This is a genomic window from Hymenobacter jeollabukensis, assembly GCF_005771675.1.
Classification (GTDB): domain Bacteria; phylum Bacteroidota; class Bacteroidia; order Cytophagales; family Hymenobacteraceae; genus Solirubrum; species Solirubrum jeollabukense.
In genome coordinates this window covers 516,569-530,121 of record NZ_VAJM01000003.1, presented here as the reverse complement: position 1 = coordinate 530,121, position 13,553 = coordinate 516,569, and the positions used below count along the sequence as shown (strand labels likewise).

Below are 13,553 nucleotides of genomic sequence, written 5' to 3'. Positions count from 1 at the left end.
TAGCAAGTGCCCCCCTTCTGGTGCTAGCTTTACCCTATGCAAGCTTACGCTACCAATCCCCGTCTGCTGCGCCGCTTCCTGCTCACGGCAGCCGGCCTATACTTGCTTTGGTTTTTCGGCTACGAGCAGTGGCTGCACCCCCTCGGCCGCCTCGACGAAGCCCTCTCGCTCAACATCGCCACCGCCAGCGCGGCGGCCCTGCGCCTGCTGGGCTGGGCTGGCTCCGCCGCCGGGCGCCTGGTGTCGGTAGACAGCCAGCCGGCCGTGCTGGTCTTCGATGCCTGCAATGGCCTGGTGCTTTACGCGCTGTTTACCGGGTTTATTGTGGCGTTTCCGGGCGGCGCCTGGCGGCTCAAGCTGCCGTACATCGCGCTGGGCATCGGCATCATCTACCTGCTCAACGTGCTGCGGGTGGCGGCCCTGGCCCTGAACCAACTGTACTCGCGCAGCACCGTCGATTTCAACCACCACTACACGTTTACTTTCATCGTGTACGGCTGCATTTTCCTGCTCTGGATGCTGTGGGTGCGCCGCTACGCCGTGCTGTCCCATGCCTCTTGAGCCTACCCGTGGCGCCCTGCCCTGGCGCGTGCGCCTGCCGCTGGCTGCTTTGCTGGCCGCCCTGCTGTTCTGGGCCGGTACCTACGACGTCGCGGTCTTTGCCTGGCTTACCGCCGGCTGGCAGCGCCTACTGGAGGCCATTGGCCTGAGCCCGCTTGCCCAGCGCATTCAGCAGGGCATCAGCGGCGACGTCACCACCCGCAGCCTGCCGGCTATGCTCACTTACGGCCTCGCCTACACCAGCATCTGCCTGCTGATCCTGGCCCTGCTGATTCCGCGCCGGGCCATGCGCACTGCGGCCGGGCTGTACCTCGGGGTATTTGCCCTGAGCGCGCTGCTGCTGCTCGGGGGCAAGGCCGCCGGCGACGTCCGCTGGGCCTACCAGCTGGGCCGCCGCCTCATCGACTTTATCGTGTCGCCGCTGCCCGTTATTGCCCTGGTGCCGCTGCTGCGCTGGCACTATGCGCCACCCCGCACGAGCCCGGTTGCCCCCATCGAACTATAACCACTCGGCAGTGCTTGGCCAAGCACTCGGGAATCTCACGCAGTGTTGCGGCGCAGCAGCAGCAGTTGGCTGTAGCGTTGAGCCGGTTGAGTTGGTGCTTCACCAGGTGTTATTGCGTGTAGAATGTAGGGCGCGTAGTTGTGTAGGCACTGCACGCCGGTGAACATGCATGTGCGCCGCACGGCGCCGGTTTCTACGTCAGAATATACCTCGCAGAAGAAGTTACCGGGCCTATGGTGTAGCGCCACGGCATATTCCTCTTCCCAACGCTGGGCTAGATATATACCCCTGCCTCCCTGCTACGCCAACGACAGTAGCTCGAGGGGCAGGAGAAGAAAAGCATTGTGGAAGGAGGGCACAAGAACAGGCGAGCCTGCTCAGGTAGCAGCCACAGCGGCGCTCATCATGGTCATGTAATAATTGGCGCAATGCACTATGAGCAGCAGCAGCACGGGTTTGAAGGCCAGTGCCTCGAAGGCGTCGGTGGTGGCCAGAGCGTACTCGTAGGCAAACTGCTTCCATTTGAAGTCAGGCTGCACTGCCAGCAACTCTTGGTGCTGGGCATCGGTGAGTACGAACCGATTCTTAAAGAAACCTTGCTGCTTGAAGACAAAATCCTGTTCCAGCTGGCCGGGGATGGCCGCGTGCAGGATGATGTTGCCGTTCCAACCCATCTTGAAGCGCATTAGCGGGCGGCCGTCCTGCAGCAGCTCAATGGTGGTGCCCCAAAAGCCTTTGGGCTTGACCTCGAACGCGGACTGATCGGCCAGCGTGAGGGTTGCCTCAAACGCAAACCACTTCGGGTAGACCAGTTGCCCGAGCGGGTGGGCGCCTTGCGTCAGGGTGAAGTGGCGGTTGCCGTCGGCGGTTGCGTGGTACTCGGCCATGCGTGTAGGAGCAAGGGTAGCAGCGGGGTTGCTGGCGGGAAAGATAGACGACTAGCGCAGTAAGTCTTATTGAGCCGCAAATTTCTCGGGTGTGAACATGCCCCGGTCGCGCAGCCCTTCCCAGCTTCCGCAGATTGCCGGTCACAGCGGGCGGGGTGGTGAGCCCGACAGCTCGAAGAGCTGAAGGCGCCGGGTGGCAACGTACCCGGCGGGGCCATCCACACGCAGCAGCAGGTGCAGGCCCGCTGGCGGCGCACCCACCCGCACCAGCGCGCTGGCTCTCATAGGTCAGCAGAAAGAGCAAGCCAACATATCCACGACCAGTAATCAGCCATCCATGGCTACCCCTTCTTTCCGGGTGTTGCCTCTGGCTGAGCAATTAGCTGCTCCCATCGAGCACGGCACTTTCCTTGTGTCGCGCTGGAAATATGAAGACGCCATCACCCGCTTCCACATGCCAGGCCGCTTCTTGGACGATGTCCTACTATGATGCGACGACCACCGGGCGAGCCGGCGAGCTATACTTCTTCAATAGCCGCCTTTATCAGCAACATTGTACCCTGAACGGCATACCAATACGCGAAAAAGCCTCACCACTCAATGTAGCGAGGCTTTTTCGTACCAGAGACGGGACTCGAACCCGTACTTCCTTGCGGAAAAGGGATTTTAAGTCCCTCGTGGCTACCATTACACCACTCTGGCCTGTGCGAGCAGCTTGCACAAAAATAAAAAAGGATGCTGCCGGAGCAACATCCTCTTTGGAGCGGGAGACGAGGTTCGAACTCGCGACCTCGACCTTGGCAAGGTCGCGCTCTACCAACTGAGCTACTCTCGCTTGAGTTTTTGGCCACCGGGGTGGCTTTTGGTGGCACAAAGGTACAACAAGAAATTTCTTGTTGTCAAGCATTGGGCTAAAAATCTGTGCCCCCCGATTTGCTTGAAACGAAAAAGAGGATGCTGCCGAAGCAACATCCTCTTTGGAGCGGGAGACGAGGTTCGAACTCGCGACCTCGACCTTGGCAAGGTCGCGCTCTACCAACTGAGCTACTCTCGCTTGAGGTCATTCGCCCTGGTGGCGAATTGGTGACACAAAGGTAACGCAAGAATTTCTGAAGTCAAGAGTCACGTCTGATTTTTTCGCTTACGAAACCGCTTCCATTTCATTTTCAGGCACTTTTTTTTCAAATCACCTTCCAAAAACAGCAACAAACTGAAGCATTTAGCAGGGCTTTCAGAAGTCAGCCAACCGGCAATAGTGCTGCGGCCCGTCGCCAAGGCCACTTATAGCAGCCCGGCTCCGGACGCTAGCTTTTGCGGTTAAGCGCCACCTTCAGCTCGTTCAGCTTCAGCAGGGCTTCGATGGGCGTGAGCGTGTTCACGTCGAGGTGCTGCAGCAGCTCGCGGATGTTTTCCAGCACCGGGTCGGCGGGCTCGAACATGCTCAGCTGCAGCGTGGGGCGCGGGGCGCTGGCCGTGGCGACGGGGCGGGCGTGGGGTTGGGCAGCTTTGCCGCGGCCGTTGGTGGCCGGGGCGGCGTCAGCTTCTACCAGCTCCTCCCCTGCTCCGCCGTCCTCGGCCCCGACGCTGGTGCGCTCCTGCTCCAGGTGGTGCATGATTTCGTTGGCGCGCAAGACCACGGCGGGCGGCATGCCGGCCATGCGGGCCACGTGGATGCCGAAGCTGTGCTCGGAGCCGCCTTCCTGGAGTTTGCGCAGGAACAGGATGCGGCCATCGGCTTCCTTCACGGCCACGTTGTAGTTGCGCACCCGCGGGCACTGCTCGGCCAGCTCGTTCAGCTCGTGGTAGTGGGTGGCGAAGAGGGTCTTGGCGCGGGCCTTGGGGTGGTTGTGCAGGTGCTCCACGATGGCCCAGGCAATGCTGATACCGTCGTAGGTGCTGGTGCCCCGGCCGATTTCGTCCATCAGCACCAGGCTGCGGTCGGAGAGGTTGTTCAGGATGGAGGCCGTTTCGGTCATCTCCACCATGAAGGTACTCTCGCCCTTGGAGAGGTTGTCGGAGGCGCCGACGCGGGTGAAAATCTTGTCGATGACGCCGACGTGGGCGGCTTCGGCGGGCACGAAGGAGCCGATCTGGGCCAGCAGGGCAATCAGGGCCGTCTGGCGCAGCAGGGCCGATTTACCGGCCATGTTCGGCCCGGTGATGACGACGATTTGCTGGTCGTCGCGGTCGAGACGGATGTCGTTGGGGATGTACTGCTCGCCGGGGGGCAGCTGCCGCTCGATGACCGGGTGGCGACCCTGGCGGATGTCGAGCAGGCTGCCATCGTCGACGGTGGGGCGCACGTAGCGGTGCTGGCGGGCGGTGCTGGCGAAGGAGGCTAGGCAGTCGAGCACGGCCACGGTGCGGGCGTTCTGCTGCACCTGGCTCACGAACTCGTTGGCCGTCAGCACCAGCTCGTCGTAGATGCGCTGCTCGATGACGAACAACCGCTCCTCGGCGTGCAGGATTTTCTCCTCGTAGGTTTTCAGCTCCTCGGTGATGTACCGCTCGGCATTCACCAGGGTCTGCTTGCGAATCCACTCCGTCGGCACCTTGTCCTTGTGGGCGTTGGTGACTTCGAGGTAGTAGCCAAACACCTTATTGTAGGCCACTTTCAGCGAGGAAATGCCGGTGTTGCGCTGCTCCCGCTGCTGCAATTGCAGCAGGTAGTCCTTGCCGGTGTAGGCAATGGCGCGCAACTCGTCCAGCTCCTTGTCGATGCCGTCCAGAATCAGGTTGCCCTGGTTGGTGAGTACGCCGGCGTCGGGGCGGATTTTGCTTTGAATTTCCTTGCGGAGCGTGTCGCAGGGGTTGAGCTGGTCGGCCAGCTTCTGCAGGGCGCGCACGTCGGTGGCGTGCAGCAGCTCGCGCATGGGGGCCAGGGCTTCGAGGGCGCGGCTGAGCTGCAGCAGCTCCCGGGGGTTCACGCGGCGCACGGCGACCTTGGAAATCAGGCGCTCCAGGTCATTTATCTGGCGCAGCTGGTCGCGGATGGCTTCCAGCAGGTCGGCTTGCTCGTGCAGGGCCTGCACCGTATCGAGGCGGCGCTGAATCTGGGCGGGCTCCTTCAGCGGCAGCACCACCCACTTGCGCAGCAGGCGGGCGCCCATCGGGGTCAAGGTCTGGTCGAGCACGTCGATGAGGGGGACGCCGCCGGCGTGCTGGGCCGAGAGCAGCTCCAGGTTGCGCACGGTGAAGCGGTCCAGCCACACGTACTTGTCTTCCTCCAGCCGCCCGATGCCGTTGATATGGCCGATGTCGTTGTGCTTGGTTTCGGCCAGGTAGTGCAGGATGCAGCCGGCGGCGATGATGCCGTCGGTGAGGTTATCGACACCAAAGCCTTTCAGACTGGTCGTCTTAAAGTGGCGCGTCAGGGTTTCGTGGGCGTAGTCGTTGCCGAACACCCACTCGTCGAGGGCGTAGGTGCAGAAATCGGGGCCGAAGGCGGTTTCAAAATCGCGGCGGCTGTTTTTGCAGAGCAGCACCTCGGCGGGGGCGAAGTTCTGCAGCAGCTTGCCGAGGTAGCCCATGTCGCCCTGGGCCACCAGAAACTCGCCGGTGCTGATGTCGAGGAAGCTGATGCCGGCCTGCTGGCCGCGGCCGAAGTGCACGGCGGCCAGGTAGTTGTTGGCGCGGCGCTCCAGCACGTTGTCGTGCAGGCTCACGCCGGGCGTCACCAGCTCGGTGATGCCGCGTTTGACGAGGCCCTTCGCCTGCTTGGGGTCTTCCAGCTGGTCGCAGATGGCTACGCGCTGACCGGCGCGCACCAACTTGGGCAGGTAGGTATCGAGGGAGTGATGGGGAAAGCCGGCCAGCGCGGTTTCGGCGGAAGTGCCGGCGCCGCGCTTGGTTTCGACGATGCCCAGGATGCGGGCGGCCGTCACAGCATCCTCGCCGAAGGTTTCGTAAAAGTCGCCCACCCGGAACAGCAGCAGCGCGCCGGGGTGCTGCTGCTTGAGCTGGTGGTACTGCTTCATCAGCGGGGTATCGGCCACGGGGGCGGGACCGAGGGTGCCGTGGGTGCGGACGGGCTTCTTATCGGGCTTATCGGTAGCTGTCTTCACAGTAGAGGGGCGGCAATAGGTAGAATACGGGCCGACGGGCGGCCCGCAGATCGGGCAAAAAAGAGCGGGAGGCCGTAGCTTGCGCCTTCATCTGAACAGCGCGGCGGGGCCAAAGCGTTTCGTGGGCGGCTTGTTCGGATGGCTTGTTCTGTCGGCTGCACCAGCCGAAGCTTATGCCCCCTTTCATGCGGAAACTAACCATCCACGAGCTGAACCGGCTCACGGTCGAGGACTTCAAAAATACGGAGAAATTCCCCTTGTGCGTGGTGCTCGACAACGTGCGCAGCCTGCACAACGTGGGCGCCGCCTTCCGCACCTGCGACGCCTTCGCAGTGAACAAGCTGTGGCTGGGCGGCATTACCGGCCGGCCGCCGCACCGCGAAATTACCAAGACCGCGCTGGGCTCCGATGAGTCGGTGCCCTGGGAGCACGCGCCCGACGTGCCCGCGCTGGTAGCCAGGCTGCGGGCCGAAGGCTGGCAGGTGGTGGCCGTGGAGCAAACCACCGGCTCGGTGCCGCTGCCCGCGTTTCAACCGGCCCCGAATCAGCCGCTGGCGCTGGTGTTCGGCAACGAGGTGTTCGGCGTGGACGACGCGGTACTCGGGCACTGCGACGCGGCGGTGGAAATTCCGCAGTTCGGCACCAAGCACTCCTTGAACGTGTCGGTGACGGTGGGCGTGCTGGTGTGGGACGTGCTGACGAAGTGGGGCGTGACGGCGCAAGCTGCTCCGTAGCCCAACGGGCACCATTGTATCGTGCGGGCCGTTGTCCGGCCACGGCCGGCTTTAGCGCGGGCCGTTTCTATCTTGCTGCTATGCCCGATTTCGACGCTACCGACAACCTGCTGCGCCAGCTACGCCCGGCCGTAACAACCGACACGCCCCCTTCCGCCGCACTATCGGCCGATGCGCTGCTCCACCAGGCGCTGCGGCCCATCCTGAAGCTGCTGAATCTGCGCCTGCTGCAGCTGGTGGCCGATTTTGCCCGTGACTACCGCCTGCCGCTGCTCAGCGCCGCCCCCGCCGACCAGGCTCGTCTGCTCGACGAGCTGCTGCGCCGCAACCAGCGCCTGCAGCACACGGCCGTGGGCATGGCCACGGCTCTGCTGACGGCGCCCGAATACGAGTACTACCGCCACCACCGCGCCGAAGTGAACCGCCGCCTGCTGGAGCTGCTGCGGCAGCGCGTCGCCACGCAGGTGCCGGCCGTGGTGGCCCTAGCCGCCGAAGCCGCCGCGTGAGTACCTATTACCAGATCCTGGAGCTGCCGGAGCAGGCCACGGCCGCGGATATTCGCCGGGCCTACCTGCGGCTGGTGCGCCTCACCCACCCCGACCGCACGCCCGATCCGGCCGCGCACCGCCGTTACCTGCTCATCAACGAAGCCTATGACACGCTGCGCCAGCCCGCCCTGCGTGCCCACTACGACGCCCGCCTGCGGGCCCAGCGGCAGCCCCCGCGCCCGACGTACGCCCAGCCCTTCGGCGGCAATGCCTACCAAGTGCTGCGGGTGCCGTACTCGGCCACGCCGGAGCAGATTGAGCAGGCCTATCAGCGCTGGCACCGCGTGCTGCACTTGGCTCCCGCGGCCGACCCTGCCATGCAACGCCAGCGCGCCGACCTGGAGCATGCCTACGCCACCCTACGCGACCCGCGGCTACGCCAACTGCACCTGATCCGCCTCAAGCAGCAGCCCCCGAGCGGACTCGACCGCGAAGCCGCCTTCTACGCCCGCTACGCCCCCAAAGCCCGGTTGGTCTGCCGCGTGCTCATGGCTTTTGCGGCCCTGCTGCTGCTCGATTTTGCCTGGGTGCGCGACGTACCGCACGCCGTGGTGCAAAGCGTGGAGCTACGCCAGATTCAGGACCGGCGGGGCGTGGTCGATTCGTATTATTTCATCCGAACGCCCAGCGCCACCTTCCGCGCCGATGACCTCTACCCCTTAGGAACCGACTTGCACCTGCGGCGCAGCGGCATCTTCGGTCAGGTGCGCTCTTACTACCCCACCGGCGTGCCGCAGGACGAAGACCACAGCTACGTCGGCGGCTTTTTTGCGCGGACGCTGGCGGCGGTTGCCGTACTGGTCGGCGCCATTGCGGCCTGGGGCAACCGCCGCGGCAGCTCAGCCAAAACCACCTGCGACGCGGCGGCCATTGCCGCTATCATTGCCGTTATGGCGGTGTATATCCTGCTGCGTTTGTAGACGTCTAGCCATGAGAAACGCCCGCTTCAGCTATGCTAAAGCGGGCGTTTCTCATTAGGCCAAAGCGGCTGTCCGTTCCCTAATCAAACCGCGAGTCGCGCAGGTGCACCGGGTCGGCTTGCTTGCGCAGGCGCATGTTGAGCAGCTCCACCAGCAGCGAGAAGAACATGGCGAAGTAGATGTAGCCTTTCTCGATTTCCTTGTGGAAGGATTCCATCACCAGCATCACCCCGATCATAATCAGGAAGGACAGGGCCAGCATCTTGATGGTCGGGTTGCGGTTGACGAAACCGGCCACTACGCCCGAGAAAACCAGCATGACGGCCATCGAAAGGATAACGGCCAGAATCATAATCAGCACGTTGTCGACCAGGCCCACGGCCGTCAGGATGGAGTCGAAGCTGAACACGATGTCGATGAGTACGATCTGGATGATAATGCGCCCCATCGAGCTGTAGCTCTTGCCCGGGCCGTCGGCCTCTTCCTCGCCCTGCAGCTTGGTGTGGATTTCGGTCGTGCTCTTACCAATCAGAAACAGGCCGCCGATGAAGAGAATGATGTCGCGCCCGGTCACGCCGAAATCGTGCTCGGCCCAGGGCACATCCACGTGGAACAGCGGGTTTTTCAGCCCCACAATCCACGAAATGCTCATCAACAGCCCGATACGGATCAGCAGCGCCAGCAGTAGGCCGATGGTGCGGCCGCGCTGCTGCTGCGCCGGGTCGAGCCGGTTGACGACGATGGAAATGAAAATGATGTTGTCGATGCCCAGCACGATTTCCATGAACGTGAGGGTCAGCAGGCTCACCCACGCCTGCGGGGAGGAAAAGACGGAAAAGTCGAACACAGTTTTTTAATTATGAATTATGAATGCTGAATTCTGAATTGGGCTGGCATTCAGCCAATGGCCCATCCGAGTAATTCATAATTCATAATTCAGCATTCATAATTGCTAAGCTGCGCTTAGCTTTTCATGTTCACGAACTGCAGCGGCTGGCCGATGGTGGCCGCGTTCTGGCGCAGCAAGGCAATGACGGCCTGCAGCTCGTCGATTTTCTTGGCCGTCACACGCAGCTGCTCGCCCTGAATCTGGGCTTCCACTTTCAGCTTCGAATCCTTGATGAGCTTCTGAATCTTGCGGCTCAGGTCCTTGTCGATACCGGCGCGCACCTTCAGCTTTTTCTTGATCAGCGCCCCGCTGGGCTCTTCCTCGGCCGAAAAATCCAGGCTGGTCGGGTCGATATTCTGCTTTACCAGGCGGGTCATCAGAATGTCCTCCAGGGACTTCACCTTCATAGAGTTTTCCGACGACACGGTAATGACGTTGTTGGCTTTGTCCAGCTCGATACCGCCCTTGGTGTCGCGGAAGTCGTAGCGCGTCAGCAGCTCTTTTTTGGCGTTGTTGACGGCGTTTTCCAGGGTTTGCGGGTCGATTTTGCTGACGATGTCGAAGGAGGCCATGGTCGAAAGGTGGGATGGATATTGCGCGGCGCGGGGCCGTTCAGGGCGCCAAAGTTGGCTAATTTGGACCGAAGCACAACTTTCGTCCGCCGCGCCTCCGGCCTTCTACGCATGACCGCCTCCCTCGATACACCCCACTCCCCCGCCGACTGGGCCGCCTACTACCAATTGCGCTACCAGGTGCTGCGCCAGCCCTGGCAGCAGCCCCTGGGCTCGGAGCGCGCCGACGACGACGACGCGCCCACCACCACCCACGTGCTCTGGCGCGCCCCCGACGGCACGGTGGCCGGCGTGGCCCGCCTGCACCCCAGCGCCCCTGGCCAGGGCCAGGTGCGCTACATGGCCATCAGCCCCGCCTGGCAGGGCCACCAGGTGGGCCGGCAGCTGCTGGAATACCTCGAAGCCGCCGCCCGCCAGCAGGGCCTCGCGGAAATCGTGCTGCACGCCCGCGAAGCGGCCGTGGGCTTCTACCAGCGGCTGGGCTACGCCGTGGTGGCGCCGTCACATACGCTTTTCGGCTCCATTCCGCACTTTCTGATGCGCAAGGAGTTGTAGGAGCAGCTAAGCCCGGAACTTCTCCCGTCCGCGCAGCAAGTCCCAGTACAGGCGGAAGTCGCCGCGCAGGGAGAGCAGCGGATGCCGGAACGTAGCCGGCCGGTTGTGCTCCACCAGGAGGTGCCCCAGCCAGGCAAAGCCGTAGGCCGCCACGATGCCCGCCGGCAGCAGGGCCGGCCGCCGGGTGGCCACGGCCCCGACCACGCTGGCCAGAAACAGTGAGGTGCCCACGAAGTGCAGCACGCGGGTGCCCGGGCGGCGGTGCTCCCGCAGGTAGTAGGGGTAGAAATCGGCAAACGTGGGGCGGGCGGGCAGTGGGGCAGGTTCCATGGGCTCAGGCGTAGGGTCTGAGGAAAGAAACCTAACTTTTCGGCCATTCCCAAGCTCCTCGTTGCCCTATGGCCGCCCTGCCCGATGTTGCCACCCTGGTGGCCCTCTACGACCAGATCAATGCCTACGGCCGCGCCAACGGCATGCAGCTCACCGTGCACGCCCCGGGCCGCGTCAGCTACGCCATGACGGTGCAGGAGCAGCACCTTTCCTCACCCGGCACCGCCCACGGCGGCATCATTGCCGGGCTGATGGATGCCGCACTCGGCGCGGCGGCCCTCACGCAGGCCTTTCTCGACCAGGAGTTCGTGTCCACCGTCGAGTTCAAGCTCAACTTCCTGCACCCCGTGCACCTGCACGACGCCCTCGTGGCCCACGCCGAGGTGGAGCACCACGGCAAAAGCCTTGTGGTGGTGGGTGGCCGCATCGAGTGCCCGGCCCGGGACGTGGTGGTGGCCCGCGGCCTGGGCACCTTCAACCGCTACCCGGCCACCAAGCGCGAGTTCGTGCAGGCCGTGGCCGGGCAGCTCGGCCTGGAGAAGCCCGCCGACGAATAGCCCCCAAACGCACCGCCGCCGGACGCGGCCGTTTCCTGCGGCGGAAACGGACCGGTCCGGCGGCGGAAGGCTCCGGGCCGAAGTATGGGGTATGCGGGTAGTCTAGAGGCTTTCCGACTCGGCCCCTTCGGGCTCGTGCTGGTACTCGCCTTCGGCGGGTGCCTCCACTTTGCGCACGTTGCGGGCGCAGTCTTCGTTGCGGTGGTTGCGGCCGACGGTGAATTCAACCCAGTCACCTTCGTGCAGCTCGTTGAAGTCCTGGCCGTCCGACATGTCGGCGTAGGAGAAGAACAGGTTGTTGGGCGGCATCACCACGAAGCCGTAGCCGTTCTTCAGGTTCTTGATGGTGCTGATGCCGATGGAACCTTCCGGACCGGCCGCCGAGGGCACGTAGGGCTTCGGCGTGGCCACGTTGGGGTAGGGCGAGGGCTCCGGCTGGTTCACGAACAGGTTGTCCACCAGGTCGCCGCCGCGGTTGCTGTCGATGACCTCGTTCATGGCCACGGCGTAGTTCACCGTTTCGAGCAGCAGCTGCGAGGGGCGCGTGACGCGGTTTTCGCCTTTGAAGTCGGTGTACTTGAAGTCCCAGCTCAGCAGCATCACGCGGGTGCCGATGGTGTTGAGCTTCTTGATCAGCGGCACGTAGTCGGAGTCACCGGCGATGAGCACTACCACATCGAGGTGCTTGGTCATCGACAGCTCCAGCGCTTCGAGGGCCAGCCACACGTCCACGCCTTTTTCCTGCAGGCGGCCGTCGCGCGTCTTCAGGGGCATATAGTGCGTCTGAATCGACATATTCATCAGAATATCGTCGAGCAGCCGGTCGTGGAACAGGCGGTCCTTGTCGCGGGCTTCAGTGGCCGAGAGGCGGCCGCGGAAGAAGTGGGGTTCCGTGATCTGGCACAGACGCACGTCGGCGTCTTCGTCTTCGGCTACTTGGTGCCGAATGAACTCGTGCAGGCCTTCCAGGCTGATGCGGGCTTTGCGGTCATGCTGGAAGTAGTAGTAATCACTGATCTTGAGGAAATAGTTGCCGTCATAGAAGACGCCTATCCGGATCAGCGGGCTATTGATGTGACTCATGATTGCGAGAGGTGTGCAAGAGGGTAAGAGAAGGGTGCGGTGGCTTCGGGCCCGGTAGCCGGAAGTTGCCAAAGGTACAAAGACATAGTGAAGTTTGGATGGAGTAAGGGGTGCAAGAAGACTCAGAACAATACCATAATTTACCCTAAAATAGTTCTAAAAACAATAGCTGTTTTCTGTTCCTTGCAGCTACTGACGCCCTACTCAGGGGTGAGGTTGCAGCAGTGGCCTGCCACCCGGTAGCAGCAGTAGCGGCCAATGTTGCGGCCCTTCTCATGGTTTGGTCTGAAGCTGCAATGTTACAAATCCCAGCCGATACCTAACCACTTTCAGTTAATATTTGTTGAAGCCTATATGATTAGTGGTGGTTGTGACGGAGTTATTCCCATTTTTGGAAAAAATCCAGTTTAACTCAAATTGTACCGTTGCCACCAGAGCAGCGCCACGACCAGCCCATAGGCGGCGCAGATACCCAGCTCCAGCAGGTTGCCGGCCGTCGAGCCGGTTGAAATCAGCGGGACTTTCAGGGCTTTGTCCGACAACGGGAGAAAATAGCGCACCCCGGACTTGGTAAGCGTGTCGGCCAGCAGGTGCGACATGTAGCCCGCGCCGGCATACACCGCTACGCCGTGCCAGCCCAGGTCTTTGTTCGCTAAGTGGCCGATGTAGGTCCAGAATGCGGCGGCCCAGATGGTGTGGGTGTACGAGCGGTGCGAGGTGTACGGGGCGGCCGTCACGAAGGCGCCGAGCAGGCTCAGCCAGAGCATCTGCTCGTAGAGCCCGATCAGCACCGAGGCCGCCCCGGTGAAGAGCAGCGCCAGCTTGCGCACCGCCTGGTTTTGCATGGCCATGCCGATCAGAAACGTGGCCAGCGCGGCGGTGTAGGCCACGCGCTGGTTGGGGCCGGGCGGCAGGTTCAGGTAGGCGAAAATGGCCAGCATCACCGCCATCATGGCGAAGGCCCAGCGCACGTAGCTCTGCAGAAAGCCCATGCGCTTGCTCAGGCGGGAATTGGGGTGGTCGAGGTCGGGGGCGAGGGAGGAAAAGCCGGCCAGGGCAATGCCGGGCAGGGAAAAGCGCACATCGGAGGTAACGGCGGCAATGCCAACCCCGGTAATCAGGCCAATAGCTAAGTGAGAGGAACCGCGCACTAGAATCAGAAAAAACGACGTGACGAAGGTAAACCACGCCGCCCGCCCGCGCCAGTTTTTCCGACCAACTCCGGGATTTTCCATGCGGACGCCCCCGAATATTCGCCCGATTAGTTGCTGGCCGCCCCGGGGAAACTTTAAGCTCCCCGCCACGGTATTGGTAGCAGCGTGCCCGACCGGAATACCATCCGGCCGGG

General features: G+C 62.8%; 15 protein-coding genes and 3 tRNA genes. 8 read left to right on the top strand and 10 right to left on the bottom strand.

Annotated elements, in window-relative coordinates; genetic code table 11:
* Positions 1 to 36: 36 nt before the first annotated feature.
* Complete coding sequence (gene xrtX / locus FDY95_RS09650) at positions 37 to 561, top strand: exosortase X (RefSeq protein WP_138077156.1); 525 nt, start codon at positions 37 to 39, stop codon at positions 559 to 561.
* Positions 551 to 1,066, top strand: coding sequence for an XrtX-associated membrane protein (locus FDY95_RS09645; protein ID WP_138077154.1), 516 nt, complete (start codon positions 551 to 553; stop codon positions 1,064 to 1,066). Before xrtX ends, FDY95_RS09645 begins: the two co-directional genes overlap by 11 nt.
* A 377-nt stretch (positions 1,067 to 1,443) precedes the next feature.
* On the opposite strand, the gene FDY95_RS09640 is transcribed toward FDY95_RS09645, so the two are convergent.
* Entirely contained in the window at positions 1,444 to 1,953 is a 510-nt protein-coding gene (locus FDY95_RS09640; protein ID WP_138077152.1) for a hypothetical protein, read from the bottom strand.
* Positions 1,954 to 2,290: 337 nt separating this feature from the next.
* Between FDY95_RS09640 and FDY95_RS26280 the strand changes: the two genes are divergently transcribed.
* Positions 2,291 to 2,443 (top strand): hypothetical protein, encoded by a 153-nt coding sequence (locus tag FDY95_RS26280; protein WP_171025611.1) that lies wholly within the window; start codon positions 2,291 to 2,293, stop codon positions 2,441 to 2,443.
* A gap of 129 nt (positions 2,444 to 2,572) precedes the next feature.
* Here the strand turns inward: FDY95_RS26280 and FDY95_RS09635 are convergent.
* The 4 genes from FDY95_RS09635 to mutS form a co-directional block, all read right to left on the bottom strand.
* Positions 2,573 to 2,655 (bottom strand) — tRNA-Leu (locus FDY95_RS09635).
* Between the two features lie 57 nt (positions 2,656 to 2,712).
* Positions 2,713 to 2,788, bottom strand: a tRNA-Gly gene (locus tag FDY95_RS09630).
* A 143-nt stretch (positions 2,789 to 2,931) separates the two neighbouring features.
* A tRNA-Gly gene (locus tag FDY95_RS09625) sits at positions 2,932 to 3,007 on the bottom strand.
* A gap of 250 nt (positions 3,008 to 3,257) precedes the next feature.
* The gene (gene mutS, locus FDY95_RS09620) at positions 3,258 to 5,930 is read right to left on the bottom strand and encodes a DNA mismatch repair protein MutS (RefSeq protein WP_138077355.1); all 2,673 of its coding nucleotides are present in this window, start codon (positions 5,928 to 5,930) and stop codon (positions 3,258 to 3,260) included.
* Between the two features lie 272 nt (positions 5,931 to 6,202).
* Between mutS and FDY95_RS09615 the strand changes: the two genes are divergently transcribed.
* From FDY95_RS09615 to FDY95_RS09605, 3 genes are all read left to right on the top strand, one after another.
* Positions 6,203 to 6,751, top strand: coding sequence for an RNA methyltransferase (locus tag FDY95_RS09615; RefSeq protein ID WP_138077150.1), 549 nt, complete (start codon positions 6,203 to 6,205; stop codon positions 6,749 to 6,751).
* An 80-nt stretch (positions 6,752 to 6,831) separates the two neighbouring features.
* On the top strand, positions 6,832 to 7,257 hold the full coding sequence (locus FDY95_RS09610; protein ID WP_138077148.1) for a hypothetical protein: 426 nt from the start codon (positions 6,832 to 6,834) through the stop codon (positions 7,255 to 7,257).
* Positions 7,254 to 8,219, top strand: a complete 966-nt coding sequence (locus FDY95_RS09605) for a J domain-containing protein (RefSeq protein WP_138077146.1) — start codon at positions 7,254 to 7,256, stop codon at positions 8,217 to 8,219. The genes FDY95_RS09610 and FDY95_RS09605 overlap by 4 nt, the downstream gene beginning before the upstream one ends.
* 79 nt (positions 8,220 to 8,298) lie before the next feature.
* Here the strand turns inward: FDY95_RS09605 and FDY95_RS09600 are convergent, their stop codons facing one another.
* Both FDY95_RS09600 and FDY95_RS09595 read right to left on the bottom strand, forming a co-directional pair.
* Positions 8,299 to 9,066 carry a TerC family protein gene (locus tag FDY95_RS09600; protein WP_246073975.1) on the bottom strand — a complete coding sequence of 256 codons (768 nt, stop codon included), beginning with the start codon at positions 9,064 to 9,066 and terminating at the stop codon, positions 8,299 to 8,301.
* A gap of 116 nt (positions 9,067 to 9,182) precedes the next feature.
* Entirely contained in the window at positions 9,183 to 9,680 is a 498-nt protein-coding gene (locus tag FDY95_RS09595) for a YajQ family cyclic di-GMP-binding protein (protein WP_138077144.1), read from the bottom strand.
* Between the two features lie 111 nt (positions 9,681 to 9,791).
* Between FDY95_RS09595 and FDY95_RS09590 the strand changes: the two genes are divergently transcribed.
* A complete protein-coding gene (locus tag FDY95_RS09590) occupies positions 9,792 to 10,235 on the top strand; it encodes a GNAT family N-acetyltransferase (protein WP_138077142.1) in 444 nt (147 codons plus the stop codon).
* 6 nt (positions 10,236 to 10,241) lie between these two features.
* Here FDY95_RS09590 and FDY95_RS09585 read toward each other — a convergent pair whose 3' ends face one another.
* Positions 10,242 to 10,565 carry a DUF962 domain-containing protein gene (locus FDY95_RS09585; protein WP_138077140.1) on the bottom strand — a complete coding sequence of 108 codons (324 nt, stop codon included), beginning with the start codon at positions 10,563 to 10,565 and terminating at the stop codon, positions 10,242 to 10,244.
* A gap of 68 nt (positions 10,566 to 10,633) precedes the next feature.
* Between FDY95_RS09585 and FDY95_RS09580 the strand changes: the two genes are divergently transcribed.
* Positions 10,634 to 11,122 (top strand): PaaI family thioesterase, encoded by a 489-nt coding sequence (locus FDY95_RS09580; protein WP_138077138.1) that lies wholly within the window; start codon positions 10,634 to 10,636, stop codon positions 11,120 to 11,122.
* Between the two features lie 102 nt (positions 11,123 to 11,224).
* On the opposite strand, the gene FDY95_RS09575 is transcribed toward FDY95_RS09580, so the two are convergent.
* A complete protein-coding gene (locus tag FDY95_RS09575; RefSeq protein WP_138077136.1) occupies positions 11,225 to 12,205 on the bottom strand; it encodes an NYN domain-containing protein in 981 nt (326 codons plus the stop codon).
* Positions 12,206 to 12,612: 407 nt separating this feature from the next.
* The gene (locus FDY95_RS09570) at positions 12,613 to 13,440 is read right to left on the bottom strand and encodes a metal-dependent hydrolase (RefSeq protein ID WP_138077134.1); all 828 of its coding nucleotides are present in this window, start codon (positions 13,438 to 13,440) and stop codon (positions 12,613 to 12,615) included.
* Positions 13,441 to 13,553: the final 113 nt, after the last annotated feature.

Excerpts from the sequence above, each read along its gene's own strand:
- FDY95_RS09590 (WP_138077142.1), top strand. The coding sequence starts at position 9,792 with ATGACCGCCTCCCTCGATACACCCCACTCCCCCGCCGACTGGGCCGCC.
- FDY95_RS09595 (WP_138077144.1), bottom strand. The coding sequence starts at position 9,680 with ATGGCCTCCTTCGACATCGTCAGCAAAATCGACCCGCAAACCCTGGAA.
- FDY95_RS09615 (WP_138077150.1), top strand. The coding sequence starts at position 6,203 with ATGCGGAAACTAACCATCCACGAGCTGAACCGGCTCACGGTCGAGGAC.
- FDY95_RS26280 (WP_171025611.1), top strand. The coding sequence starts at position 2,291 with ATGGCTACCCCTTCTTTCCGGGTGTTGCCTCTGGCTGAGCAATTAGCT.
- FDY95_RS09640 (WP_138077152.1), bottom strand. The coding sequence starts at position 1,953 with ATGGCCGAGTACCACGCAACCGCCGACGGCAACCGCCACTTCACCCTG.
- mutS (WP_138077355.1), bottom strand. The coding sequence starts at position 5,930 with ATGAAGCAGTACCACCAGCTCAAGCAGCAGCACCCCGGCGCGCTGCTG.
- FDY95_RS09575 (WP_138077136.1), bottom strand. The coding sequence starts at position 12,205 with ATGAGTCACATCAATAGCCCGCTGATCCGGATAGGCGTCTTCTATGAC.
- FDY95_RS09610 (WP_138077148.1), top strand. The coding sequence starts at position 6,832 with ATGCCCGATTTCGACGCTACCGACAACCTGCTGCGCCAGCTACGCCCG.
- FDY95_RS09570 (WP_138077134.1), bottom strand. The coding sequence starts at position 13,440 with ATGGAAAATCCCGGAGTTGGTCGGAAAAACTGGCGCGGGCGGGCGGCG.
- FDY95_RS09580 (WP_138077138.1), top strand. The coding sequence starts at position 10,634 with ATGGCCGCCCTGCCCGATGTTGCCACCCTGGTGGCCCTCTACGACCAG.
- xrtX (WP_138077156.1), top strand. The coding sequence starts at position 37 with ATGCAAGCTTACGCTACCAATCCCCGTCTGCTGCGCCGCTTCCTGCTC.
- FDY95_RS09585 (WP_138077140.1), bottom strand. The coding sequence starts at position 10,565 with ATGGAACCTGCCCCACTGCCCGCCCGCCCCACGTTTGCCGATTTCTAC.
- FDY95_RS09645 (WP_138077154.1), top strand. The coding sequence starts at position 551 with ATGCCTCTTGAGCCTACCCGTGGCGCCCTGCCCTGGCGCGTGCGCCTG.